The organism is Planococcus sp. S3-L1, from assembly GCF_030063085.1.
In the GTDB taxonomy this organism is placed as follows: domain Bacteria; phylum Bacillota; class Bacilli; order Bacillales_A; family Planococcaceae; genus Planococcus; species Planococcus kocurii.
Map to the genome: position 1 here is coordinate 431,816 of NZ_JASISN010000001.1, position 25,197 is coordinate 457,012.

The following is a 25,197-nucleotide window of genomic DNA, read 5'->3' on the forward strand; positions in this document are numbered from 1 at the left end:
CATCCCGTTTGAATCGTGCCTAAAAAGCACGGTTCAACGGGATGCTTTTTCTTTGCGCGCACAAGACCTTTTATCAGCGAGTTGATATAATGAACACAAAAAGAAGCGAGTGAACACGATGAATCAACTCTCGAGCTATAAAAAAATACTGCCAGTTCTTTTATTTTTTGTTGTTGCCATGAGTGCCTGTCAAGCACCAAAAGAGGACACGCGACCAGTTCCAGAAGAAACTGAAATGGTAGAGCAAAGCCAAGCAACGATGATCGCCCATGCTAAAACGCATGTCTACACACTGTATACCGATCTTGAACAAGGTTCGGGTTTTTTGATTAACAACAAAGGGGACATCTTGACCAATGCCCACGTCGTTTTAGATGCATCCTACATCACCGTCAAAAATAGCGACGGTCAAGAGTTTAATGGCAACGTGATCGGTATATCTGAAACGGAGGATCTTGCCATTGTTCGCGTCGCTGAACTAGCAGGCAAAGAGCCGTTAGCGATTAAAATGGAGGCCGTTGAAGTCGGTACGCCAGTCGTCGCAATCGGCAGTCCAAACGACCAAAGCAACACCGCAACAACCGGTGAAATCACAGCAACCGATCTCGATTTTTCGGATCAATACCAATACACAGACCTTTACGAAATGACCGCAGAAATCGCCCAAGGATCAAGTGGGGGGCCGCTCATCGCAGCAGACACAGGAGCAATTATTGGCATCAACTCCATTATTCTCGAAGAAAAACCAGGATCTGGCTACAGCATCCCGCTTTATACAGTCTGGGATCAACTAAGCGAATGGACCGAAAACCCACTGGTTACCGAAGAACAGGAAGTCGTCTTGCAAGATGTTAAAGATGCTTATTTTGCTGAAGATTTGCTGGAAAGTTTTATATCCGCCTACTACGAATTACTGCCTTATTCATTAAACGACGCTGACTCGGCTTATTACTTGTCCTACGTGTTGCCAGGCAGTCAAGCGGAACAGGAAGCAACCCGTTTGATTGAAGAGTATAGCGGACAAAATCGCATGTACGATACGGTTCAACCGACAATTACGCGTACTGAGATTAACGAAGAAAGCGCAGTAGTCACTGCTGAAGCAGAGTTTACTTACCACGAAGAAACTGGCGACAAATCAACAACTGTGTCACATGCAGGTGTTTATACGGTGGTGATTGATGAGTACGGAGATTATCAAATTACGGATATTGTGAATAACTGACGAGCAGGCTCTTGAAGGAGTCTGTTTTTTGTGGTTTTATACACCGCTTGGCAGAGATGGAGCACGTGCCAGCGCTAGGAGTGGTAATTTAGGTTCGAGTTTTTAGTTTTTCTCGGGTTCTGGAAGTCGCCTTCGAGCGCTTGGGCATGGCTCTTGCACTAAGCCGAGAAGAGCACTCGTCTTCGTGCTTCGCCTAGCCCTTGGCGCGCCTCGGCTAGGGAGTGGTGGATGTATAAGTGCACCTATTTTTATGTGGGAGTAGAGGGTGTAAGGTTCTGGAAACACTTGGCGGCGGTGGTGCACGTGCCTTCGCTAAGTAAGATTGAATAAGGGTAATAGGTTTTTTTAGGTTCTATACACCGCTTCGAGCGCTTGGGGCATGGCTCTCACACTAAGCCGAGAAGAGCACTCGTCTTCGTGCTTCGCCTAGCCCTTGGCGCGCCTCGGCTGGGTGTTGGGGGAGACTCAGCGAACTTACTTTTTTTGGGGTGGGTAGTGGGTGTGAAGTTCTGGAGTCGCTTGGCGGCGGAAGTGCACGCGCCTTCGCTTTTAGGGTGATGATTGCCTGGGGCTAGACACAAATGTTCTGCAATTTGTGTCTAGCCCGTTGTCGTCCATGGCTCTCACACTAAGCCGAGAAGAGCACTCGTCTTAGCGCTTCGCCTAGCCCGCGACGCGCCTCAGCTAGGGAGTGGTGGATGTTGTACATCTATTTGTATGTGGCAGTAGAGGGTGTAAGGTTCTGGAGACGCTCGGCCGCGGTGGTGCATGCGCCATCGCTAGAGGTGAAGGAAGAGTTGACGAGGTCTACCCGGGTGGTTGCTATCTGTACATGGGAATTTCACATCTTCATCTGATTGTTTTGCTGTTCTAAATGAACTGGTCACTTCTATACACAAAATTCACTCGTTATTTCAATTTTATAGCTTAGGAAGAAATCGAGAACAGAGCGGTAGATAGTATTACCGGCAAGGCTGTAGCTTTAGCTATCTCCAACTAAATTTTTACATAAAAAAAGAGGACCGGCAAAGGCCTGCTATCAGCAGACGTTCGGGTCACTCTTTTGAGTATCTGATTGGATTAGAAACGTTTGAAGCTGTGGAATTTTTTGCCCCAGTAAGGATCGTCCATGCTTTTGACTTCTGATTTTGCTCCGCCTGCATGGACAAATTTGTTGTTACCGATGTAAATCCCGACGTGTGAGATTCCAGCGCGGTACGTGTTCGCAAAGAAAACCAAATCGCCTGGCTGTGGGTTGCTGACTTTGTAAGTCTCAGCATATTGTGAAAGCGTTGTGCGTGACACGCTTTTGCCTGCTTGTTTAAATGCGTATTGGATAAATGCGCTGCAGTCGAATCCAGCAGTAGTTGTGCCGCCAAATTTGTAAGGAATGCCTTGAAGTTCTAACGCTTCTGATACCACTGATGAAGAAGAAGATGTTTTCGCAGAAGCTTTTTTCACGGTAGTTGAAGTAAGCAACGTGCTTAGTACCCAACCAGATTTGCCGTTAACTTTTACTTTGTACCAAGTCGATTTGCCGACTTTCTTTTGGTGAGTAGCCGTTGCGATTGCGCCTTTTTTAGCCATCGTCACAACTTTGTATTTGGTTCCTGCATCAGCACGAACGTTTGAGTTGTATTTCATTTTAAATGTACCTGATTTTGCAGTTGCTTTGCTGGCAGCAACTTGCTCTATGGATAAATCCGTAGTTACCTGAGATGAAGCGTCGTTTTGGATAGGCTGAGTTGCCTGTGCGTCTGTGGCTGAGTTAGCAAATAGCAATGATCCTGCTGTAAGTAGCGTAAAGAAAAGTTTTTTCATTGTTGTTGGTTCCTCCAAGTTTTTATTATTCACATTCATGAATTAATAATATTTTGCTCTGTCATTTACTATATAGAGAGAACAACTTAAAAACAACGTCAATTCAATTGCAGTTATATTACAGTTGTATAACAAAATGAAAAACGCTTTGGAAACCTTGATATAGAGGGATTTTGAATAGCTATAAAAAACGAAAAAAAGGTTTAATTCTCTGAAAAAGAGCTTTTCATGTCTCGATATAGTTGCTTTGTAACAATTAACATCCTAATAAATCCAAAATTAAAAGTCCTGCCAGCTCTATTTTAGCTACACAAAGCCAAAAAAATACAAGGGAATCTTAGACGAATAGTCTTTTTTTCATCTACTAATACAATACTCAAAATAGCATAAAGAAATAATATTACTATCTCAATAGTGTGAAAAATGAGATTGGACAAATAAATTTGGAACCAATTTTGACAACATTCGAAACGCTTCTTACAATTAGATTAATCAGAAAGTTAGAGGGAGGGACACTAGCGTGAAAAAAATTTTAGCGATCGATGGAGGTGGCGTGCGTGGCATTATTCCTGCAATGCTACTCGCCGAATTAGAAGCAGAAAGTGGAAAACCCATTTCTGAGTTGTTCGATTTGATTGTCGGGGCATCGACGGGTGGGATTTTGGCACTCGGACTTGTCGCACCAGATCTGCAAGATGCTAGAAAACCACGCTATTCGGCACAGCAATTTCTTGGATTTTATATAGAAGAATCTCAAGAAATATTTGATAAAAGTTTTTTTTACAAAGTTACGCGCGGCATCTTCACGAGCCGTTACCATGCACGTACACTTGAAAAAGTGCTGAAAAAGTATTTTGGGCGCACGATGCTCTCAGAAGCGATCAAACCTGTCGTCGTTCCGAGCTATGAACTTCGCGGCCGATTTACTGCTTTTTTCAAAAGTCGTGACGTCCATACAAAGAAAATCGAAAAAGATGTATTCATGCGGGATGTAGCACGGGCAGGATCGGCAGCTCCCACTTACTTTACCCCCAAAAAAATAAAGGCTTATCCAGGTGCAAGCTTTATTGACGGTGGGGTGTTTGCCAACAATCCAGCGATGTGTGCCTATGCGGAAGCAAAAGAAATTTTCCCGGACGATGAAGATTTACTCGTTGTGTCACTCGGAACAGGAAATCCACAGCTGACCATTGAATTTGAAAATTACCGTACATGGGGTCTGCTTAGATGGGCACGTCCACTTTGGTATATCCTCATGGACGGCAGCTCAGATGTTGTTCATTATCAATTGAATTATGTGTTACCGGACCGAGAAGAAAACAAGCGCTACTACCGCTTTCAAATTGAATTGCTGCAAGATGGCAGAGAAAAACTAGATGATGGGTCTCCGGAAAATATCCAGGCCTTGGTTAAACTCGGACAAGAGTTAGTCGACACACGAAAAGAAGAAATCCAAAAGCTTTGCCGGCAATTAGTGGAATCCTAATTTGTCATCAAAATGTATTGGTTCAAAGCTCTGCAACAAGCTAAGATGATAAAAGGAACAAAAAGTGGTGAAACTCTTTCTTCTATAATAGAAGGAGTCGAACTTGTTCTAGTGATTTTCAGTGACACTGAACACGTATCCAATTTAGTTCGAAAAAGGAGATACCCGAAATGGCCAGAAGATACGACTATATGGATTGGCTGCGGGTCTTGTCGATTTTTGTTGTGGTCGGCATCCATGTAGTATCAAAAATTATTAACAATGCTACGACAGATGAATGGATTTGGCATTTTGCCAACGCCTTTGACGCAGGGTTGCGTTGGTGTGTACCTATTTTCTTCATGCTTAGTGGGGCGTTGCTCCTGACGCGCGGCAAAGAAGAAAGTGTTTGGCAATTTCTCCAGAAACGATTGGCAAAAGTTGTTATTCCGTTGCTATTTTGGAGCTTGGTGTACACGCTATACAATATTTACATACTGGATGAATCGTATAGCGCTTATGAAATTTTGGTGCAGTTTTTAACCGATGATATTTATTACCACTTGTGGTTTTTATACACCATCACGGGTCTTTACTTGATGGCGCCTTTTTTGAAACTGCTCGTCATGCATATGGACAAGAAGACGTTTCAAGCCTTTTTGCTGTTTTGGATTTTCTTTTCTAGCTTTTTGCCATTCTTGCCAAAGTTCTTTGACTTTGAACTTGCTTTGGCTGCCGGCCTGTTTGAACCGTATATTGGGTATTTTTTGCTCGGTGCGTATCTCGTGCTGTACCCGGTACCGAAGAAATACTTGCCGACACTTGGCATACTCGCAGCAGTCAGTTATGGGGTGACGGTGTGGGGGACTTATTATTTAAATGTTGGATTGCCGGCGGGCGAGTTTGATGAATTTTTTTATGAGCATTACCGGCCGAATAATTTGTTGATTACGCTGTTTATTTTCATCGGCTTTCAGCATATGGCGAAACGAATCAAACCAAATGCGTTGATCACCCGCATCAGTACAGCGACGTTCGGCATTTATATCATTCACCCGCTTATTCAAGTTTTTTTGAATAGAAGCTTTGGGTTAAATGAAACAACGTTTAATCCACTGATTAGTGTGCCGCTTGTTTGGATCTTGATCTTTGTTATTTCGTTCGGCATCATTTTGGCGATGCAAAAGTTACCGGTTGTTAACCGACTGGTGCCATAGAAACGAGCCAGCCTTTCTGTTGAGGGGCTGGCTTTTAATTTTTGTGGGGTTCTGGAGTTTCTAGGCGGTGGAAAGAACGCGAAATCTTGATAGGTTTGGTGAGGTTCTGGACATCGCCTTCGAGCGCTTGGTGTTGTGTTGGAAGTTGGCCACTGTTTTTTAGGGGAATAGCGAGTGTGAGGTTCTGAAAGTCGCCTTCGGACGCTTTGGGCATGGCTCTCGCACGAAGCCGAGAAGAGCACTCGTCTTTGTGCTTCGCCTAGCCCTTGTCGCGCCTCGGCTGGGTGTTGTGGGAATACTTCATGAGCCTACTGGTGTTGGGATGGGAGTAAGCGTCGGGTTCTGGTGTCGCTTGGCGGCGGAAGTGCACGCGCCGGCGCTGGGTGTTTTTTTGTTGGAGTTCGTTTTGTGGGGTTCTGGACTTCGCCTGCGGACGCTTGGGCATGGCTTTCGCACAAAGCCGAGAAGAGCACTCGTCTTCGTGCTTCGCCTAGCCCTTGGCGCGCCTTGGCTGGGTGTTGGGGAATACTTCATCAGCCTACTGGTGTTGGTTGGGGGTAAGTGTCGGGTTCTGGAGTCGCTTGGCGGCGGTGGTGCACGCGCCTGCGCTTTTTGTGTTCAGATTCGGGATTGTTGGAGGAGTTTTTGTGGGGTTCTGGAAGTCGCCTTCGAGCGCTTGGGGCATGGCTCTCGCACAAAGCCGAGAAGAGCACTCGTCTTCGTGCTTCGCCTAGCCCTTGGCGCGCCTCGGCTGGGTGTTGGGGACGACTTAGCGAACTTACTTTGTTTGGGTTGGGTAGTGGGTGTGGGGTTCTGGAGTCGCTTGGCGGCGGTGGTGCACGCGCCGGCGCTAGGAGTGGGTAATTTGGGTTCGAGTTTTTAGTTTTTGTGAGGTTCTGAAAGTCGCCTTCGGACGCTTGGGGCACGGCTTTCGCACGAAGCCGAGAAGAGCACTCGTCTTTGTGCTTCGCCTAGCCCTTGACGCGCCTTGGCTGGGTGTTGGGGAATACTTCATCAGCCTACTGGTGTTGGTTGGGAGTAAGTGTCGGGTTCTGGAGTTGCTTGGCGGCGGTGGTGCACGCGCCGGCGCTTTTATCGTGAGGCTGGTTTCATGTTCACGTGCTCCCAAGCCAAGGTTCTGCACAACACTTTCAAAAAAGAGTACTTGTGGTTTTTTTGGGGGGATGCATACGCTGTCCTTTTAGGGTGATGATTTTTGCTTTTGACACTTTAGATTTAGGGGGGACGTGGGTTGTTCTCTAAACATAATGGAAATTTATTTATTCTGATATCTTTTTTTGAAAAGACCTTTCTATCTTTGCTGGAAGTGCGTACAATACAAGTAACTAAACACTGGATGCAATTGGCTTTGACGCGTATGCGGACATCTTATATACTGAAATTGGAAACGAATTTATATGTATGTTAAATATTTCTTTTATTTTTGGAAAATTAAACAAATTCATTTGGTTTAGCAAAGGGGGGTTTTTATTGAAAATAGTTTATGGCATGTTGAGCGCGTTACTTTTGTTCACAGCAATGGGGCAACTAACGGTTTCCGCTCAAGATCAGGATGAGAAACGCATGATTATCGTTTATGAAAAAGAGAAAAAGAGCTTTTCGATCGCTGAAAAGACCGAAGATTCTGGTGGTTCTGATGTGGAGGTTTATGATGAAGTGGCGATTGCGTCTGCTATGATGACAAACGCAGAAGCGCAGGAACTTTTAAAAGATTCGTCAGTTCGGACAATTGAGGAAGATATTGTGTTTTCACTTAGTGCGCAAACAGAAGGCTGGGGAATTCCTCAAATAAAAGCACCCGTAGCTTGGAATTCAGGATTTACCGGAAAAGGTGTGAAAATTGCTGTCATTGATTCGGGAATTTCTCCGCATAATGATTTGGTGATCAAAGGCGGGATTTCAACTGCCGATTATACAACTTCCTATTCAGATGACCAGGGACATGGAACGCATGTTGCCGGAATCATTGGTGCCCGCAATAATGGCATTGGCATAAAAGGGGTGGCTTATGACGCTGATATTTATTCTGTAAAAGCTTTTGACTGGGAAGGCAATGCTTATTTGTCGGATTTGATTGAAGGTGTGGAATGGTCAATCGCGAATAATATGAATATTATTAATCTTAGTGGAGGTTCTGCGGAAAATTCCAACGCCTTTAAAGCCGTTTTTGACCGAGCATATGCGAAAGGGCTGTTGATCGTGGCGGCCGCTGGAAATGTCGGTACTTTAAGTGGAAAAGAGGATAATGTGGAATTTCCTGCTCGCTATTCGTCTGTTATTGCAGTTGGCGCATTGGATCAAGATGCTAAACGTGCAGAATTTTCTTCAACAGGACCCGCTGTTGAAGTGATGGCACCCGGCGCATATGTTTTCAGTACGATGACGAGCAATCGGTACGAATATTTATCAGGAACGTCTATGGCCACGCCTTATGTAGCTGGTCAATTGGCTTTGTTGAAGCAAGCTTATCCAAAACTAACAAACAAGGATTTACGTGCGATTATAGCGGAAGAAGCAAAAGATTTAGGCAAAGTGGGCAGAGATCCGCTATATGGTCATGGCTTGATTCAAATTTCTTCCTATAAAGCACCGAGAGTATCGGAAACAAACAATCCGTTACTTAGTTTACGTCCGGACAAGTCGTCAATCACGAGTACAGTCGGCAATTCGGTTCAACTGGCGTTAACGGCTTCGTACACAAAGGGGGAAGTCATCAATGCAGCAGAAACCGCAAAATGGATTTCTGCAGATCCCTCGATTGCAACGGTATCCAAAGGGAAAGTGACGATGAAAGCAGTTGGCAGTACGACGGTAAAAGCGACTGTAGGAAGCAAAACGGTATCGCTGAAAGTAGAGGTTGTGCAAACAGCTAGATTGTTTACGGATGTTTCTGAAAAGTATTTCCCAGCCGTTGATTATTTGGTGAAAAGAGGACTTACCAAAGGTGAGCGTTCGACGCGGTTTGGCATTCAAAGCCCGATCCTGCGTGTAGATGCAGCGATTTGGCTGGCAAAAGAGTTGGAATTAGATTTAGCAGCAGCTCCAGCTTCTAGATTTACCGATGTCCCGGCACGTGCTGTAGCGTCCGTTAATGCGCTAAAACATGCGGGCTACATTGATGGCAAGACGGAGACATTATTTGGTGCTGCGCAAAGTATGACGCGAGGTGAAATCGCATTGATTTTGCAAAATAGTTATGCTTTGCAGCCAACTGCCGAAAAATTGCCATTTACAGATGTCTCTCCACGCTATGAAGAAGCGGTCAATGCACTCGTAGCGAACGGAGTTACAAATGGCGTAACCGCTACACAATTTGGCGTGAGTCAAAATGTAACGCGAGGTCAGCTGGCAATCTTTATTTATCAACTATCTCTTAAATAAGATGGAATTTGATTGGTGCTTAGAAATCGTCTGCCTATGGGTAGGCGATTTTTTGTTGTCTGCATCAGAGTAATTTAACTACTTTTGTAACAATTGTAATGTAAACGTAATATATATTTGACAAAAGAATAGTGGCAAGAGTGTTTTAATATGGTAAATTTAAACTGTCTTTTAGTTTGAAAATTCCGTTAGTTAAACAAGGGGGAGAAAGATTGGGGAAGATACGTTCGATTTTATTGATGGCATTGGTGTTTTTAGTCGCTTTTGGTTCGTTTTCGGCAGGTATACCGAATGTTTCAGCAGCACCGAACAAAACAGGTGCCGGCAACGAAGAATTGCAGCTCAAAAAACCAGCAGTTAAAATACCAGAAACGCTGAAGAACCCGAAAAATCCGAAAAAACAAGTTCGGATTATCGTAGAATTAGAAAGTGATCCAACAATCGAAAACGCAACACGTAAAGGGGTACTTTACAAAGATTTACCTAAGAAACAAAAAGAATCATTAGAAGCAACAGTAAGCACTGAACAAAATTCAATTCAATCGACTATTTCAGAACTTGCTCCAGAGATTACCTATTTAGAAAATTTCACGACGGTTTTTAACGGCTTTTCTGCTGAAGTCGAAGCAGGAAAAGTAAAAGAAATTGCCTCACAAACAGGTGTAAAAGCAGTTTATGAGTCAACCGAATACAAACGTCCGGAAATCAAACCGGAAATGAAATACTCAAAAGAACTTGTTCAAGCGCAACAAGTTTGGACCGATTATAAGTATAAAGGCGAGGGCATGGTCGTCGGCGTAATTGATACCGGCATCGATCCAAGCCATAAAGATATGGTGTTAACAGATGACACATCAGGTGAAATTACAAAAGCCGAAGTCGGTGCATTGCTCGGCGACCAATCCATCGAAGGCGGTCAATTTTTTACTTCTAAAGTGCCATTTGGCTATAATTACATGGACGGCAACAACGAAATTTTAGACCTTGGACCTGAAGCTTCAATGCACGGCATGCACGTAGCCGGTACAGTGGGAGCAAATGGCAATGAGGAAAATGGCGGCATTAAAGGCGTAGCACCAGAAGCACAATTACTGGCATTAAAAGTGTTCGGCAACGATCCGTTGTATCCGTCAACTTACGGAGATATTTACATTAAAGCGATTGATGACTCGATCAAATTAGGAGCAGACGTCATTAATATGTCACTTGGATCTGTTTCAGGATTTGTGGATTCTCAAAACCCGGAACAACAAGCAGTAGAGCGCGCGACGAATAGCGGTATTCTCGTGTCCATTTCAGCTGGAAACTCGGATATGCTGGGATCGGGTTATTTCTATCCTTACGCAGAAAACCAAGATTACGGCTTAACAGGTTCACCAAGTGTTTCATTTGACTCGTTTGGTGTAGCATCATTTGAAAACGATATCATTACAGCTATGAGTTTTGCTTATCAAGCGGACGGTGCAGAAGCTGGACGCGCGATGTACTTATTGGCAAATGATAAAGACCCGCGTGAGTTGCCAGCAGCTTCTTATGAAGTGGCAAGTGCAGGATTTGGTACAGCGGCTGACTTTGCTAGAACCGATTTAACCGGCAAATTTGCACTTATTTCACGCGGCAGCATTGCCTTTGTTGAAAAAGCAACCAATGCGCAAGCAGCAGGAGCAGTAGGAGTTATTATTTACAACAACACAACAGGTACCATCAATATGGCATCAGACCCAGCAGTTACGATTCCTTATATGTCGACTCTTCAAACAGATGGCGTCGCGATGAAGGCGTTAATCGATGCTGGCAAAAAGGTTACGGTTAACTTTGATGGGCAATATTTAGAAACGAAAAGCCCGACAGCTGGCCAAATGAGCAATTTCACTTCTTGGGGACCAACGCCAAACTTGGACTTCAAACCTGAAATTACAGCGCCAGGTGGCAACATTTTCTCAACTTTAAACAATGATGAGTACGGCTTAATGAGCGGAACGTCTATGGCAGCACCGCATGTTTCAGGCGGAACGGCATTGATTTTCCAACGCTTAGATGAACTCGGCCTAGAGGGCGAAGAACGTGTTCAGTTTGCGAAAAACCTGATGATGAATACAGCCAACCCAGTAGAATTGATTGCGGGCGAGTTTGTTTCACCACGTCGCCAAGGAGCAGGGTTGATGCAATTGCATGATGCGCTATCGACAGATGTGACGGTAGTTGAGAAATCAACAGGCGAATCCAAAGTAGCGTTAAAAGAAATCAAAGACGACAACTTTACATTTACCGTCGTAGCAGAGAATTTCTCTGACCAACCGGCAAATTATCAGGTAGCTGTAAATGTTCAAACCGATAAAGTATTAAAAGCAAGCGGCGTCGACGTAACGGCACCAAACGTTGCGGGATCGAACGTAGTGACAGAACAAGTGGTGATTGACGCGCCTAAAACAGTCGCAGTTCCGGCAAATGGCAGCAAAGAAATCATCGTGTCAGTAGATGTATCGGCACTAGAAAAAGATGCAGCCTATCAAGCCTTTACAAATGGCTTTTTCGTGGACGGGTTCTTAACATTAACGGACGTGAACGAAGAAGTGACAGGCAACACACCATTAGTCGTACCTTACTTCGGCTTTAACGGCGGATGGGACGATGCAAATATTTTTGATTACGTGGCATGGAATCCATCCACTTATTACGGCACGACATTCTTAGCAGATGAAAAAGGCAAAACCATTACAGGTGGAACGCATCAACCAGACTTTGTGCCAAGTCAATTCGCCTTTTCACCAAACGGCGATGGTGTCATGGACAAAGTAGTTCCGGTGTATTCATTGCTCAGAAACGCCAAAGAATTTGAAGTGAACGTATTGGACGCGGCAGGCAAAAAGTTGCGGACGATACGCACAGAAGATGAGTTGGTAAAAAATTACGCATCAACTGAATCGTATAATTTCAATCCAGCAAATGGCTGGGACGGAAAAGTGCTTGAAAAAGCAGTAGCAGATGGCAACTACCAAATTCAATTGCGCGCGGTCATCGATTATGAAAATGCGGAATGGCAGTCATTTGAATTCCCCGTCAAAGTCGATACGGTCGCACCAGTAGCGGTCGCAAGCTATAACGCGGCAGCTAAATTAGTAGAAGTTGCAAGCTTTACCGATAACCCACAAGGAGCGGGTCCAGATCGTTGGGAAGTGTTCTTAAACGGTAAAGAACTAACAGAAGATGCAGCAACACCGAAAGACGACTCATTAGCTCCTGGCGTTAAGAGCTACGCAGTGTCAGCTGAGCTAAAAGCCGGTGACAAGCTAAGTGCTGTATTCTATGACACAGCAGGCAACAAACAAGTAGTTGACTTAGCAACCGCGACGCCAGAAAAAGTCAAACCGGTCGTCTTTATCGATAAGCCGGACGTCTTATCCGTACACAAAACAAAAGAAGTGGCGATCGCTGGACGAGTAGAAGACGATTCGAAAATTGTCTCAGTGACCGTTAACGGCGAACCGGCAAAAGAATTTGACGGCAAAACCTTTAGCCACAGCCTGACATTAGCGGACGGTTCTCATTACGTTAAAGTCAAAGCGATTGACGAATTCGGCAACGAAATGGAAATTCGCCGTCAAGTGTTAGTAGACACGAAGCCTGCGGTGATCACATTAGTAGACGTACCGAAAAAAGTCGGTTCTGACCAAGACGAAGTGGAAATCACGTTTAACGTCAAAGACAATTTCGACGAAATCAGTGCGTATTACTACGACGATGAGATTTTCGCACAAAAACTAACAGCACCATACGAACTGAAAAACTTCAGTAAAAACATTACAACAACCGTACCTGTACTAACCGATGGCGCAAACGAGATCAAACTCAAAGTCGTTGATCTGGCTGGACATGTTACAGAAAAAACGTTCACCATCACGAAAAAAGCCGGGAAACCGGACAAGCCGGGGAAACCTGAAAAACCAGGAAAACCAGGAAAACCTGAAAAGCCAGGAAAACCGAATAAGAACTAAATGAAAAAAAGCCGGAAGCTTTGCTGCTTCCGGCTTTTTTTTATTGAATTGAATTGCATGAGAATTGTTTGGGTGCCAGGCACCAATTACTGGATTTTTATCAGTTCGTAGAAAACTTTACCATCGAAATCGACCGTTTTAACATTGCCGAATCCTTCGACCATGTAATATTTGTAGCCCGTGTCGTGTTTAACTGAAGGATCAAATGGAACCGTAACTTCAGTAGCGTTAGTAAACGTTTTATAGCCGGTCTTGACGGTTACATTTACACCAGTAATTTTACTTTTAGGTGCGAAAGGATTATCGATGTTGAATACTTTCCCTTTTTGGATAGGGTAAACCAATTCAACTACATATTCAGAGTACGGATAGCCAATAGCATACATGTCGTCGGTTTCGTTTTCTGTATAGAAGATGTCTTCCTGGTTTTTAGTGTAGTTTTCCCAAAGAAACCCGAGTGATTCGCCAGTTGCTGCGAGCTTAGAATCTTCCGTGTAGCGAGAATTTAATGTCGTGCCATCGTCTAAACGGTATGAATAAATCTTCGTTTTATCACGCAAGTAAGAGTTTTCCATATGCGTATCATTTTTGAAGACAGGCTCTAATCCACGCGCAAGAAATGCAGAAAACTGACCGCGAGTCACAGCGTCTAAAGGACGGAACGTTTTGTCAGGATAGCCGACCGCGATATTGTAACTAACGATTTTGTTGATTGACTCAAATGCCTTCATGTTGCTTGAAACATCTTTAAAGTTCAATTCAGTTGAAAGAGGTGTCGTGAAAACATTCCCAAGGACAATCGCCATATCGCCGCGAGTCATTTTTGCATCGGGACGGAACGTTTTATCTGGATAACCGTTCAAGTAACCGGCTTTTTGCGCAGCGGCAATATACCCGCTCGCTTTACTGCTTTTACTCACATCGGTAAATTGAGTCGCTTTTTGAGTAACATCCAATCCTTTCAGCTTGCCAATCATAATCGCCGCTTCGGCGCGAGTGACAACGTTATCGGGACGGAACGTGTTGTCATCATAGCCCGTAATGAATTTCTTGCCAATCAGGTAATCGATCTCGTCGTGAAAGCGGTAGTTTTCTGGCACGTCAGATGCAGCCAAAGCAGGTGTAGCGATCAAACTCAAAGCCAGTACAGTGCTACATAAAAACAAAGTTTTCTTCAAAGTTATCCAACCTCTCCAAGATCTATAGTTAATTCCATTTATAGTATACCCACTAAATGTCCTTAAATGGGTTTTTTTATGAAAAAAACTTAAAGTAGTGTGAGAATTGTTTGGGTGCCAGGCACCAAATACGCTATTTTTACTCATTCAAACAAAAATCCATCACCCTGCATTGTGAAATTTTTGTAAATACCTCCTATTATTTCGGTTGTCGTATATAATGGAGTTGTTCGACTATTCGATTAAAGGGAGATGGAGAAATGACGTTTGGCAGAAAAGCTTCTATGATTCTGGTGGCACTCGTTCTGGTGCTTAGCGGATTTTTCACTGCAAGTCCTAGGGCAGCGGCAGCGAACGAAGTGACGAGAGGCGAGTTTATTCAGCATTTGGTAACTTCTTTAAAAGTAGAGTTAGGAGACGGTTCGACGATCAGCTTTAAGGATGTCGATAAAAAACTCGCTCCCTACGTGGAAGCGGCATACAACTTAAAGCTCACAAGCGGCAAGTCAAAGACCGTATTTGCACCAAACGAAAAATTGTCTCGTGAGCAAGCATTTTCAATCGCTTCACGTGCAGTGATAACCGATAAAGTATATTCAACGGGATTGCTTGGCGGGTTTAAAGATCGCCATTACTTCAGTCAAAGTCTGTTAAAAGACTTGGCAAAAGGAGTGGGCATCGGTTTATTGGTCGGATACGGAGACGGTACGGTAAAACCATCCAAACCTGTTTCTCCGGGCGAAATGCGGGCCATTGTTCAGCGTTTGCTGAAAGAATATCAGCCAGCAGGCAGTAAGAACGTCACATTGCGCATTTTGGGAACATCTGATTTACACACAAACTTTGTCAATTACGATTATTACCGAGACCAGCCATCAAACAGTTTAGGTTTAGCTAAAACAGGGGTCTTAATCGAACAAGCACGCGCAGAAAACAGCAACTCGCTGTTATTTGATAACGGGGACTTGATTCAAGGAACGCCATTTGGCGGGTATAAAGTATCCGTCGACCCCATCGAAAAAGGAGAGCTGCACCCTGCTTACGCAGCACTCAAATCACTTGATTTCGATGCTTCAACTTTAGGCAATCACGAATTTAATTTCGGATTGGATTATTTGGACGAAGCACTAGACGATGCACCGTTTCCTGTCTTGAATGCCAACGTCTACGATGCCAAGACAAATAAAAACCGCTACAAGCCGTACACCATTATCGACAAACAAGTCGTCGATGGAAAAGGTAAAAAGCACACCATTCAAGTAGGCGTCATCGGAGTTGTTGCTCCGCAAATTATGAAATGGGACCGCGCGCATCTTGAAGGGAAAGTTACGGCAAAAGATGCAGTCGAGTCCGTTAAAAAATTCCTTCCTGAAGTGGAAAAAGCGGGAGCAGATGTAGTCGTTGTGTTATCCCACTCTGGAATGGGGGATGAAAAATACGACGTCGGTGAAGAAGACATCACCTATCAACTTTCTGAAATTGACGGCATCGATGCCATCGTCACAGGTCATAATCATGACGTATTCCCTGGATCGTACGGGGACTTGAAGAACGTCGACCAACAACAAGGAACGATTAACGGCACACCTGTTGTGATGCCGGGTAACTTTGGTAGCCATTTAGGCGTTATCGATTTACAGCTTTCTCCAAAAGGAAAAAACTGGAACGTTGCATCCGGAAAAGCGCAATTGCGCAAAATTGACACCGAATCAGACATCGTTTCACAGCAAGTGATTGATGCAGTCAAAGAAACACACGAAGCAACCATCGACTATGTGCGCAGCCCAGTCGGTGAAACCACAGCACCCATTAACAGCTATTTCTCATTGGTCAAAGACGACCCATCTGTTCAAATTGTCAACAACGCACAGAGCTGGTACGTCAAACAGCAAGTAGCAGGAACAGCCAACGCAGACTTGCCAATTTTGTCCGCAGCAGCACCATTTAAAGCAGGCGGACGAAACGGCGGAAATTATTACACCGATATCAAGACAGGCGAAATCGCCATTAAAAACGTCGCCGATTTATACGTCTTCGACAACACCATTTATGCCTTGAAACTAACCGGTAAAGAAGTGAAAGAATGGCTAGAAATGGCGGCAGGGCAATTCCAACAAATCAATCCGTCAGCAACAACAGAACAACCGTTGATCAACACAGACTTCCGTACCTATAATTTTGATGTATTGGACGGCGTCACGTACGAAATCGACGTCACGATCCCTGCAAAATACGATGCAGAAGCGGCACTCGTCAATCCAACTTCGAACCGCATCAAAAAGCTTTCTTATAACGGAGCGCCTGTAACCGATACACAGGAATTCTTAGTCGTCACAAACAATTACCGCGCAACAGGCAACTTCCCAGGCGTAACCGACGCCAAAGAAGTCATTGACTATGCCTATGAAAATCGCCAAGTCATCATCGACTACATGCTTGAAGTCGGAACAATCGACCCAGCAGCCGATGATAACTGGAAGTTTGCACCGATTGCCGGCAACCAAAACATCACCTTTGAAACGTCAGCTAACGCACAAAGCCTCATACCAGAAGCGAGCGGCATCACTTACGTCGCACCATCTGCCAATGATTTCGGTAAATACCGCATCGACATTAAGTAACATAAAAAAGCTTTCCGCGAGTCGCGGAAAGCTTTTTTGAATTGTTTGGGAGTTGTTTGGGTGCCTGGCACCCAAACTCATTCTAGCTCGTCCGCTAACTTTCGAACCATCGCCAAATGCTCTTCGATATTATCTTCCGTCACCCACACACCAAAATCTTCGGGCACCTCGGCATGTTCACCTTGTTCCAAACGCTCGGAAATCAGTTTGCCGATTTCTGGATAAAAATGGTGGCCGTCGTAATAATTCAAAATGTCATTCGTTACATCATTGGGGTACATGAAATTCCAGACGCCACCGTATACAGCGACCAAGTCACGGAGCCACATTTCGTATTCGTCCAGTAAGCCGGTTCCGACCAGCGACTTGAACAACTCTGTTGAAATCGGTGTCGTGTAGACAATTTTTTCAGCTTCTGGGTGCGTATCGTGAACTTTTTGCATGATTTCTTTGTAGCGCGAATAATAAACATAATGATCGCCGTAAAACGTATTTTCAAAACGCGTAATTTTAGCTGCCGTGTCGCGTTTGGTTTCTTCTGCCGTCAGCTTTTTCGCAAACGCATCGCCTTGTCGATTGTACAAACGGTCCGCCGTAATGTCGTCCGCTGCCGATAATTTTAAGTTATCAACCGCAAAACCAAATGTGTCAAAGGACAGCAAATTTTTTGCCCGGTAAAAAGGCTCTTGCACTTTTGTCTCATAGCCCGTAATCGCACGGGCATCTTTTGCCTGTTCTTCACTCGATTTGAAAAAATCGACACCAATCAAAACCCGCTCATAATCCGGATGTTGATCAAAGGCATAAAGCAACATCGTATAATATTCGCGCATCGATAAATTGGCAACGGCGTAATTATAAACGGTCCATTTTTCAAACCCTGACGGCTGAACATACGTGCTACGGCTACTGCCAAGCAACAACGTATCGGCATCTGTCGGGTCATAAAGCTGTTGCGCGGTTTTTTGTTCCCGCTCGTCCGCGACAATTTGCACATCGTTCAACCCATGCGCATGACCATAATGCCACAAAGGATCTATCCAAAAGTTAAAAGCAGCAACAGCAAACGTCAGTGAGGCGAAAATCGCCATGACGGCAAAGCTAAATTTTTTATCGTTCATGGGATCATCTCCTAAAAGTTAAAGTACAAGAATTCACTAACTTGTTGCAGCTGCATGACGCTATAGAAAAGCAGAACAGCAATAAAAACAGCCATACCGGCATTGCGTTGCTTTTGCTCCATAATTTCAACAGAATTTTTCGCAAAGAACGCCAGCGCCAACCCAATCGCTAAAGTTAACGCAACTTCGATAGAAGACGCAGAAAACGGCAGCTTCAGCAGCCAACTTTCATCAATCGATGGCAAGAGCGAAGCCAATCCACTCGGCAAGTAAAAGCCGTTAAATCCGAACATCGCCTTTAAAACCGTCAACGCATCAGCCAAGGTCAATGCACGGAAAAAGACCCAAGCAAGATGGACAAACAAGAACGTCACAATCCAAGCGGACACGTTATTCATACGGTGGCCGGTGCCTTTCCACCAACGGCAAATGACACTGGCAAAGCCGTGCAGCGCCCCCCAAATCAGAAACGTCCATCCAGCACCGTGCCAAATCCCACTAATAAAGAAAATAATCAGGATATGTAAATACGTGCGAGTAGGTCCTTTTCGGTTGCCTCCAAGCGGAATGTAAATATACGTCGTCAAGAAATGAGACAAAGTAATGTGCCAGCGTCTCCAGAAATCTTGAATATCCAATGCTTTATAAGGCGAATTGAAATTCAGCGGCAAGCGAATGTTAAACAACAGCGCCAGCCCAATCGCCATATCCGAGTACCCACTAAAATCGAAATACAATTGCAGCGTATAAGACAAAGTCGTAAACCAACTATCCACAAAAGTCAGCGAACCGACATTGCCATAGCCTTGATTGGCCCATTCCGCAAACTGATCGGCAATCGCCACTTTCTTAAAAAGCCCAATCGCAAAAATCAGCAAGCCTTTGGAAATATTCTCATAAACGATGCGGTAAGAATCCTTAGACGAAAACTGAGACATCACTTGGCGGTGATGAACAATCGGTCCCGCGATCAATTGCGGGAAAAACGACACAAACAACCCGTAATTCAAAAAATTATATTCTTTCGTTTCCAACCGGTACGAATCCACCAAATACGCAATTTGCTGGAACGTATAAAAACTAATCGCCAGTGGCAACAAAATATTCTTCAAAACCAAATCTTCACTAAAAACCACATTGATGTTTTCAACAAAAAAGTCGTAATACTTATAATAACCAAGCAGCAACACATTAAACAAAATCCCGGCAGTTAAAATGCCTCTCCGGAAAACGCCACCCCGATCACGCCCAAGAAAAGCCCCAATCGCATAATTGAGCAGCATCGAAATCAAAATCAGCGGCAAATAAGCAGGATTCCAATAGCCATAGAAAAACAAAGAAGCAACCAGCAACCAAGTCTTCGCAAACGGAATATGGATGCGCCCAAGAACATAATACAAAATCCAAACAATCGGCAAAAACAAAAAGATAAACTCAAAAGAATTGAAAATCATGTCCAGACACCTTCACAATACTAGAATTAATCGCTTAAAAGCATGCTCTAAACGTATAAAAAATTTTAAAAAAGCGAGAAGCAAAAACCCCGAACAACCTCTTCGCCAAACCTCACCCAGCCCAACAGAAACGCGATCACCATTCCGCAGCAACCAAGTAAAGTTTCATAACCCATCTATTATAACGTGAGAAAAATCTATTGTCATGAAATTGTTTGGGTGCCTGGCACGAATTACCACATTTGTACTACCCAACACAAGAAAGTATCATCAAAAAACAGATGTAACGAATCTCAAAAAAACAAAACCATCTCCACACCCACCGCCGCCAAGCGATTCCAGAACCCCACACCCACTACCTAACCCAAACAAAATAAGTTCGCTGAGTCTATCCCCCAACACCCAGCCAAGGCGCGCCAAGGGCTAGGCGAAGCACGAAGACGAGTGTACTTCTCGGCTTTGTGCGAAAGCCATGCCCAAAGCGTCCGCAGGCGAAGTCCAGAACTCCACAAAACGAACTCCAACAAAAAAAACACCCAGCGCCGGCGCGTGCACCACCGCCGCCAAGCGACACCAGAACCCGACGCTTACTCCCATCCCAACACCAGTAGGCTCATGAAGTATTCCCACAACACCCAGCCAAGGCGCGTCAAGGGCTAGGCGAAGCACGAAGACGAGTGCTCTTCTCGGCTTTGTGCGAAAGCCATGCCCAAGCGCCCGCAGGCGACTTCCAGAACCCCACAAAAAGAACTCCACAAGAACCCCACAAAACGAACCCCATAAAACGAACTCCACCAAAACTCAACATTCAAAAAACTCCCACATAACCCCAAAACAGAAAGCCATTTCACTAAATCTGGGAATCATGATATGATAGCTTAGTTAATGTTTAAAATCAAAAGGAGAAAATGTCTATGAAAATTGCAGTATTACTGCCTTGCTACAACGAAGAAATGACCATCGGCAAAGTGATAGATGACTTTAAAAGAGAACTTCCAGAATCGACAATATACGTCTATGACAACAACTCGAAAGACAAAACCACAGAAGTCGCGCTAGCCCACGGTGCAGTCGTTCGCCAAGAACCTCGCCAAGGAAAAGGCAACGTCGTGCGTTCCATGTTCCGAGAAATCGATGCGGACGTTTACGTCATGGCAGATGGCGACGATACATACCCAGCTGAATTCGTTCACAACATCATCAAGCCCGTCATTGACGGAGAAGCCAACCTCGTCATCGGCGACCGGTTATCCAATGGGACGTATTTCAATGAAAACAAACGAAAATTCCATGGCTTCGGCAACACACTTGTCAAAAACCTGATCAACGGCTTATACAAAAGCAACATCACCGACATCATGACCGGCTATCGTGCATTTGACCGCTTGTTCGTCAAATCACTGCCAGTCACAAGCCCGGGTTTTGAAATCGAAACCGAAATGAGCATTCACGCACTGGACAACAACTTCTTGATCAAAGAAGTCGCCATCGATTACCGCGACCGTCCAGAAGGCAGCGAATCAAAACTGAATACCGTACAAGATGGCATCAAAGTACTGCGAATGATTTTTACCTTATTCAAAGACTACAAGCCGTTACTATTCTTCTCGTGCTGGGCTGCCTTGTTCTTTATCTTGGGACTAGCTGCGGGAATTCCTGTAATCGTCGAGTACGTTCAAACTGACTTTGTGACGCGCGTACCGTCCGCGATTTTAGCAGTCGGCTTAATGCTGTTGTCTATGTTGGCATTTGCTTGTGGCCTCATACTCGACACCGTAGCGGGCACGCATCGCAAGCAATACGAACTCGAATTAATTCGAATTAGCGACCGCATCAAAAGCGAGAAAACTTTATGAAAAAAACGTACCTACTAGGTGCTGCATCTTTTGTTGCAGCACTTTTCCTTGCTTTTACTGCCATTTTTTACTTTCAGCCAATCCGGAATGCCCATCCTTTACTCATTGTTTTTGTTACGCTCGTGCTGTTCGGCTTACTCGTATACAGTCGGTCGTTCGTGCACACAGTCAACGGATGGACGCGCGCTAAAAAAATCAGCTTAGCTATTTTCATGCCGCTGTTTACCGTGTTAGCAGGACTCAGCTTACTTGGCGACCAGCAATACTTAGCCGACAACCACTGGCTCGTTAAAACCGCTGTTTATCTCGGTTTGTTTTTAACGATTGCACTCGTCGTGCTGTCCATCATCAAGCTCTTGCTCAGCATTCAAACGCCAGCAGGTGAACAAAAAGTATCGCCGTTTTATGTGCTGCTTTACATGTTGCCGATGCTCGGTGCGTCACTGGTCATGTTTATCGCCTTTTATCCTGCGGCCATGACGCCCGATTCGTTATCGCAATGGGAGCAGTCCGAAACGAAAGAATTTACCAACTGGCATCCCGTCATGTTCACATGGCTCATTATGTTCTTACGAAAAATCTGGGATAGCCCCGGCATCATTGCGTTGTTCCAAATTGTTGCGTTGGCCCTGACCATGGGCTATATGGGTTATCTAATGAAACGCTTTAAAGTCAACACCTGGATCCTTTGGGCGGTGCTAATTGTCGCGGCGATTGTGCCCGTCAATTCCATCATGTCGATCATTATTTGGAAAGACGTCTTATACAGCACGTCGTTGTTGTTCTTTTCTTTATTAATTTTACTGCTCGTGAAAACAAAAGGACTGGAAACGAAAAAAGTTTCGTTCGTCTTGTTATTCCTGTTAGGCTCGTTTATGTTGGTGTTTTTCCGCCATAACGGGTTTCCGGTATTCGTCATCACCATGATCGCGGCACTCATTATGTACCGCCGCATGTGGAAGCAATTACTGCCGATGACACTCGGCATTATCATCATTCACCAAGTCATTACCGGTCCCGTGTATACTGCACTGGACGTGGTCGATTCCGATCCGCAAGAAGCGCTCAGCATCCCAACGCAGCAAATCGCCAACATCGTCACCAAAAATGGCGACATGACCGAAGAGCAGCGCGAATACATCAATCGCCTTATGCCGCTCGAACTGTGGCCTGAGAAATACAACCCGTCTAGCGTAGACCCGATCAAATTTTCATGGGGCGAATACGATCGCTGGGTCATTTACGACGATCCGGCGCAATACGCCAAGCACTGGGCGCAGCTGGTCCTTCAAAATCCAGGACTTGCCGTCGAAGCCTTTCTCGACGAAACGTCCTTAGTGTGGCAGATGCGACTCGAAGAAGACGGTCACATGAACCGCTTCGTCACCAACATCTATTATGGCAATGAATTCAATCTACTCAATCAAGTTATTTACCCAAAAGTGACCTATAGCGCGCAATTGTATTTGAAAGTCGACACAGAAGCAGAAGAATTCTTGTGGCGCCCGGCGGTGTACTTGTTCTTTATCACCTTGTTCCTGTACGTTGCGTATCTACGCAACAACTGGCGCGTGTGGTTGATCTTGTTGCCAATCGCCTTAAACACAGCGGCCGTTATGGCAACCATGCCCGCTCAAGATTTCCGTTATTTGTTCAATGCGTCGCTCTTTTTCTACGCCGCCTTGCTAATCAGCTTGCTCAATTTCGACGACAAGGGTGGGTCTCTGCGTGAATAAACCCGAAAAAACGGCTCCCATCGGCATCTTGTTGATGATTTTCGCCGCCATTTCCACAGCAACGGGTCAGTTGCTATGGAAACTGTCTGACGCGATTCTGGACGTGCACATGCTCGGCGGTTTCGTCTTGTACGGCATGGGCGCTGTGCTCATGACCGCGGCATTCCGTTTTGGCAAGCTGTCCGTGCTGCATCCATTACTCAGTCTCGGTTACGTCATCGCCATTTTTTACGGAACGCTGTTTTTAGACGAAGCCATTACGTTTAATGTTTCGATGGGCACTTTGCTCATTTTGATCGGGGTTATCGTCATAGGGGGTGACAGCGATTAATCTGTTATTGGTCTTGTTGTTAGTCGTCATGACGTGGGTCGGTGCATTTGGCGGCTTTTTCCTAAAAAAAGCGTCGTCGTTCAATATCAACATGGAGCGCAAAGCATTTATGCTGCGCTTGCTGTTTGGGGTTTTCCTCTACGGCGTCAGCGCCATTTTGAACATTGTGGCGTTGAAGTTCTTGCCGTATACGATCGTGTTCCCGTTGACGGCGATCACGTACATTTGGACGATGCTGATTTCTTATTTCCTCTTAAAAGAACACATTGGCACACGCAAAATTCTAGGTGTGTTGCTCATTGTGACGGGTGCATTCGTGCTTGTCAGTTAAGAAATAAAAGCTGCAGAAAGACTTGGCATTGCCGAGTTTTCTGCAGCTTTTTTGTGTGGAGTGGGAGAGAGTGATTATCGTTTTTGAGGAGTTTTGGAAGTCGCCTTCGAGCGCTTTGGGCATGGCTTTCGCACAAAGCCGAGAAGTGCACTCGTCTTCGTGCTACGCCTAGCCCTTGGCGCGCCTCGGCTGGGTGTTGGGGAAGTCGCAGCGAACTTACTTTTTTGGGGTGGGTAGTAGGTATGGAATTCTGGACTCGCTTGGCGGCGACAGTGCACGCGCCGGCGCTTTTTTTTGTGGGTTTTGGGATTGTTGATGAAGTTTTGAGCGGTTCTGGAAGTCGCCTTCGAGCGCTTTGGGCATGGCTTTCGCACAAAGCCGAGAAGTGCACTCGCCTTCGTGCTTCGCCTAGCCCTGGTCGCGCCTTGGCTGGGTGGTGTGGAGACTTAGCGAACTTACTTTTTTGGGGTGGGTAGTGGGTGTGGAATTCTGGAGTCGCTTGGCGGCGGTGGTGCACGCGCCGGCGCTTTTTGTGTTCAGATTCGGGATTGGTGGAGGAGTTTTTGAGGCGTTCTAGAAGTGCACTCGTCTTCGCGCTTCGCCTAGCCCCTGTCGCGCCTCGGCTGGGTGTTGGGGGAGACTTAGCGAACTTACTTTTTTGGGGTGTGATAGTGGGTGTGGGGTTCTGGAATCGCTTGGCGGCGGTGGTGCACGCGCCGGCGCTTTTTGTGTTCAGATTCGGGATTGGTGGAGGAGTTTTTGAGGCGTTCTAGAAGTCGCCTTCGAGCGCTTTGGGCATGGCTTTCGCACAAAGCCGAGAAGTGCACTCGTCTTCGTGCTTCGCCTAGCCCCTGACGCGCCTCGGCTGGGTGTTGGGGGAGACTTAGCGAACTTACTTTGTTTGGGTGTGATAGTGGGTGTGGGGTTGTGGAATTGCTTGGCGGCGGTGGTGCACGCGCCGGCGCTTTTTTTTGTGGGTTTTGGGATTGTTGATGAAGTTTTGAGCGGTTCTGGTGTCGCCTTCGAGCGCTTGGGGCATGGCTTTCGCACAAAGCCGAGAAGAGCACTCGTCTTCGTGCTTCGCCTAGCCCTTGTCGCGCCTCGGCTGGGTATTGGGGGGAGACTTGGCGAACTTACTTTTTGGGTTGGGTAGTGGGTGTGGAATTCTGGAGTCGCTTGGCGGCGGTGGTGCACGCGCCGGCGCTTTTTGTGAGGCTGGTTTCATGTTCACCTGGGGCCAGGCACAAATGTTCTCCAATTTGTGTCTGGCCCGTTATCGTCCCTGTGTCGGACTCAAATGTTCCTTAATTTGTGACCGACACAGCGTTTAATGTGAAATAAGTCAAGCGCTAACTATAAGGAATTTTGACAACACAAAACCAAAGATCAACTGGAATAAAATTGAAATCGACAATCACAGAACAGTAATGAAGGCATTTCTCCG

The 25,197-nt window shown here is 45.4% G+C and carries 14 protein-coding genes; 10 read left to right on the forward strand and 4 right to left on the reverse strand.

All coding sequences use genetic code 11. The features are described from left to right. Positions 1-118: 118 nt before the first annotated feature. Positions 119-1,225 carry a S1C family serine protease gene (locus QMF37_RS02065; protein ID WP_283476297.1) on the forward strand — a complete coding sequence of 369 codons (1,107 nt, stop codon included), beginning with the start codon at positions 119-121 and terminating at the stop codon, positions 1,223-1,225. 1,080 nt (positions 1,226-2,305) lie between these two features. Here QMF37_RS02065 and QMF37_RS02070 read toward each other — a convergent pair. Continuing rightward, positions 2,306-3,046: a C40 family peptidase gene (locus QMF37_RS02070; RefSeq protein WP_283476299.1), complete on the reverse strand. Its 741-nt coding sequence runs from the start codon at positions 3,044-3,046 to the stop codon at positions 2,306-2,308. 520 nt (positions 3,047-3,566) lie between these two features. Here QMF37_RS02070 and QMF37_RS02075 point away from each other — a divergent pair. From QMF37_RS02075 to QMF37_RS02090, 4 genes are all read left to right on the forward strand, one after another. Continuing rightward, complete coding sequence (locus QMF37_RS02075) at positions 3,567-4,532, forward strand: CBASS cGAMP-activated phospholipase (protein ID WP_283476300.1); 966 nt, start codon at positions 3,567-3,569, stop codon at positions 4,530-4,532. Between the two features lie 170 nt (positions 4,533-4,702). Then, positions 4,703-5,728 carry an acyltransferase gene (locus tag QMF37_RS02080; protein ID WP_283476302.1) on the forward strand — a complete coding sequence of 342 codons (1,026 nt, stop codon included), beginning with the start codon at positions 4,703-4,705 and terminating at the stop codon, positions 5,726-5,728. Between the two features lie 1,491 nt (positions 5,729-7,219). Further along, positions 7,220-9,130 carry a S8 family serine peptidase gene (locus QMF37_RS02085; protein ID WP_283476304.1) on the forward strand — a complete coding sequence of 637 codons (1,911 nt, stop codon included), beginning with the start codon at positions 7,220-7,222 and terminating at the stop codon, positions 9,128-9,130. Between the two features lie 212 nt (positions 9,131-9,342). After that, positions 9,343-13,125 (forward strand): S8 family serine peptidase, encoded by a 3,783-nt coding sequence (locus tag QMF37_RS02090; RefSeq protein WP_283476305.1) that lies wholly within the window; start codon positions 9,343-9,345, stop codon positions 13,123-13,125. A gap of 86 nt (positions 13,126-13,211) precedes the next feature. Here the strand turns inward: QMF37_RS02090 and QMF37_RS02095 are convergent, their stop codons facing one another. Next, positions 13,212-14,303, reverse strand: a complete 1,092-nt coding sequence (locus tag QMF37_RS02095; RefSeq protein ID WP_283476306.1) for an S-layer homology domain-containing protein — start codon at positions 14,301-14,303, stop codon at positions 13,212-13,214. A gap of 260 nt (positions 14,304-14,563) precedes the next feature. Between QMF37_RS02095 and QMF37_RS02100 the strand changes: the two genes are divergently transcribed. Next, positions 14,564-16,924: a bifunctional 2',3'-cyclic-nucleotide 2'-phosphodiesterase/3'-nucleotidase gene (locus QMF37_RS02100; RefSeq protein ID WP_283476308.1), complete on the forward strand. Its 2,361-nt coding sequence runs from the start codon at positions 14,564-14,566 to the stop codon at positions 16,922-16,924. 77 nt (positions 16,925-17,001) lie between these two features. On the opposite strand, the gene QMF37_RS02105 is transcribed toward QMF37_RS02100, so the two are convergent. Both QMF37_RS02105 and QMF37_RS02110 read right to left on the reverse strand, forming a co-directional pair. After that, positions 17,002-18,045, reverse strand: coding sequence for a hypothetical protein (locus tag QMF37_RS02105; protein ID WP_283476310.1), 1,044 nt, complete (start codon positions 18,043-18,045; stop codon positions 17,002-17,004). A gap of 11 nt (positions 18,046-18,056) precedes the next feature. After that, a complete protein-coding gene (locus tag QMF37_RS02110) occupies positions 18,057-19,499 on the reverse strand; it encodes an MBOAT family O-acyltransferase (protein ID WP_283476312.1) in 1,443 nt (480 codons plus the stop codon). 914 nt (positions 19,500-20,413) lie between these two features. Between QMF37_RS02110 and QMF37_RS02115 the strand changes: the two genes are divergently transcribed. The 4 genes from QMF37_RS02115 to QMF37_RS02130 are packed head-to-tail and all read left to right on the forward strand — an operon-like array spanning position 20,414 to position 23,753. Then, positions 20,414-21,355 carry a glycosyltransferase family 2 protein gene (locus QMF37_RS02115; RefSeq protein WP_058384526.1) on the forward strand — a complete coding sequence of 314 codons (942 nt, stop codon included), beginning with the start codon at positions 20,414-20,416 and terminating at the stop codon, positions 21,353-21,355. Beyond that, entirely contained in the window at positions 21,352-23,091 is a 1,740-nt protein-coding gene (locus tag QMF37_RS02120) for a DUF6020 family protein (RefSeq protein WP_283476316.1), read from the forward strand. Before QMF37_RS02115 ends, QMF37_RS02120 begins: the two co-directional genes overlap by 4 nt. After that, complete coding sequence (locus QMF37_RS02125; protein ID WP_245830195.1) at positions 23,084-23,422, forward strand: EamA family transporter; 339 nt, start codon at positions 23,084-23,086, stop codon at positions 23,420-23,422. Before QMF37_RS02120 ends, QMF37_RS02125 begins: the two co-directional genes overlap by 8 nt. Continuing rightward, positions 23,409-23,753, forward strand: a complete 345-nt coding sequence (locus QMF37_RS02130) for an EamA family transporter (protein ID WP_245830193.1) — start codon at positions 23,409-23,411, stop codon at positions 23,751-23,753. The genes QMF37_RS02125 and QMF37_RS02130 overlap by 14 nt, the downstream gene beginning before the upstream one ends. Positions 23,754-25,197 lie beyond the last annotated feature (1,444 nt).

Excerpts from the sequence above, each read along its gene's own strand:
- QMF37_RS02065 (WP_283476297.1), top strand. The coding sequence starts at position 119 with ATGAATCAACTCTCGAGCTATAAAAAAATACTGCCAGTTCTTTTATTT.
- QMF37_RS02070 (WP_283476299.1), bottom strand. The coding sequence starts at position 3,046 with ATGAAAAAACTTTTCTTTACGCTACTTACAGCAGGATCATTGCTATTT.
- QMF37_RS02080 (WP_283476302.1), top strand. The coding sequence starts at position 4,703 with ATGGCCAGAAGATACGACTATATGGATTGGCTGCGGGTCTTGTCGATT.
- QMF37_RS02100 (WP_283476308.1), top strand. The coding sequence starts at position 14,564 with ATGACGTTTGGCAGAAAAGCTTCTATGATTCTGGTGGCACTCGTTCTG.
- QMF37_RS02105 (WP_283476310.1), bottom strand. The coding sequence starts at position 18,045 with ATGAACGATAAAAAATTTAGCTTTGCCGTCATGGCGATTTTCGCCTCA.
- QMF37_RS02110 (WP_283476312.1), bottom strand. The coding sequence starts at position 19,499 with ATGATTTTCAATTCTTTTGAGTTTATCTTTTTGTTTTTGCCGATTGTT.
- QMF37_RS02115 (WP_058384526.1), top strand. The coding sequence starts at position 20,414 with ATGAAAATTGCAGTATTACTGCCTTGCTACAACGAAGAAATGACCATC.
- QMF37_RS02120 (WP_283476316.1), top strand. The coding sequence starts at position 21,352 with ATGAAAAAAACGTACCTACTAGGTGCTGCATCTTTTGTTGCAGCACTT.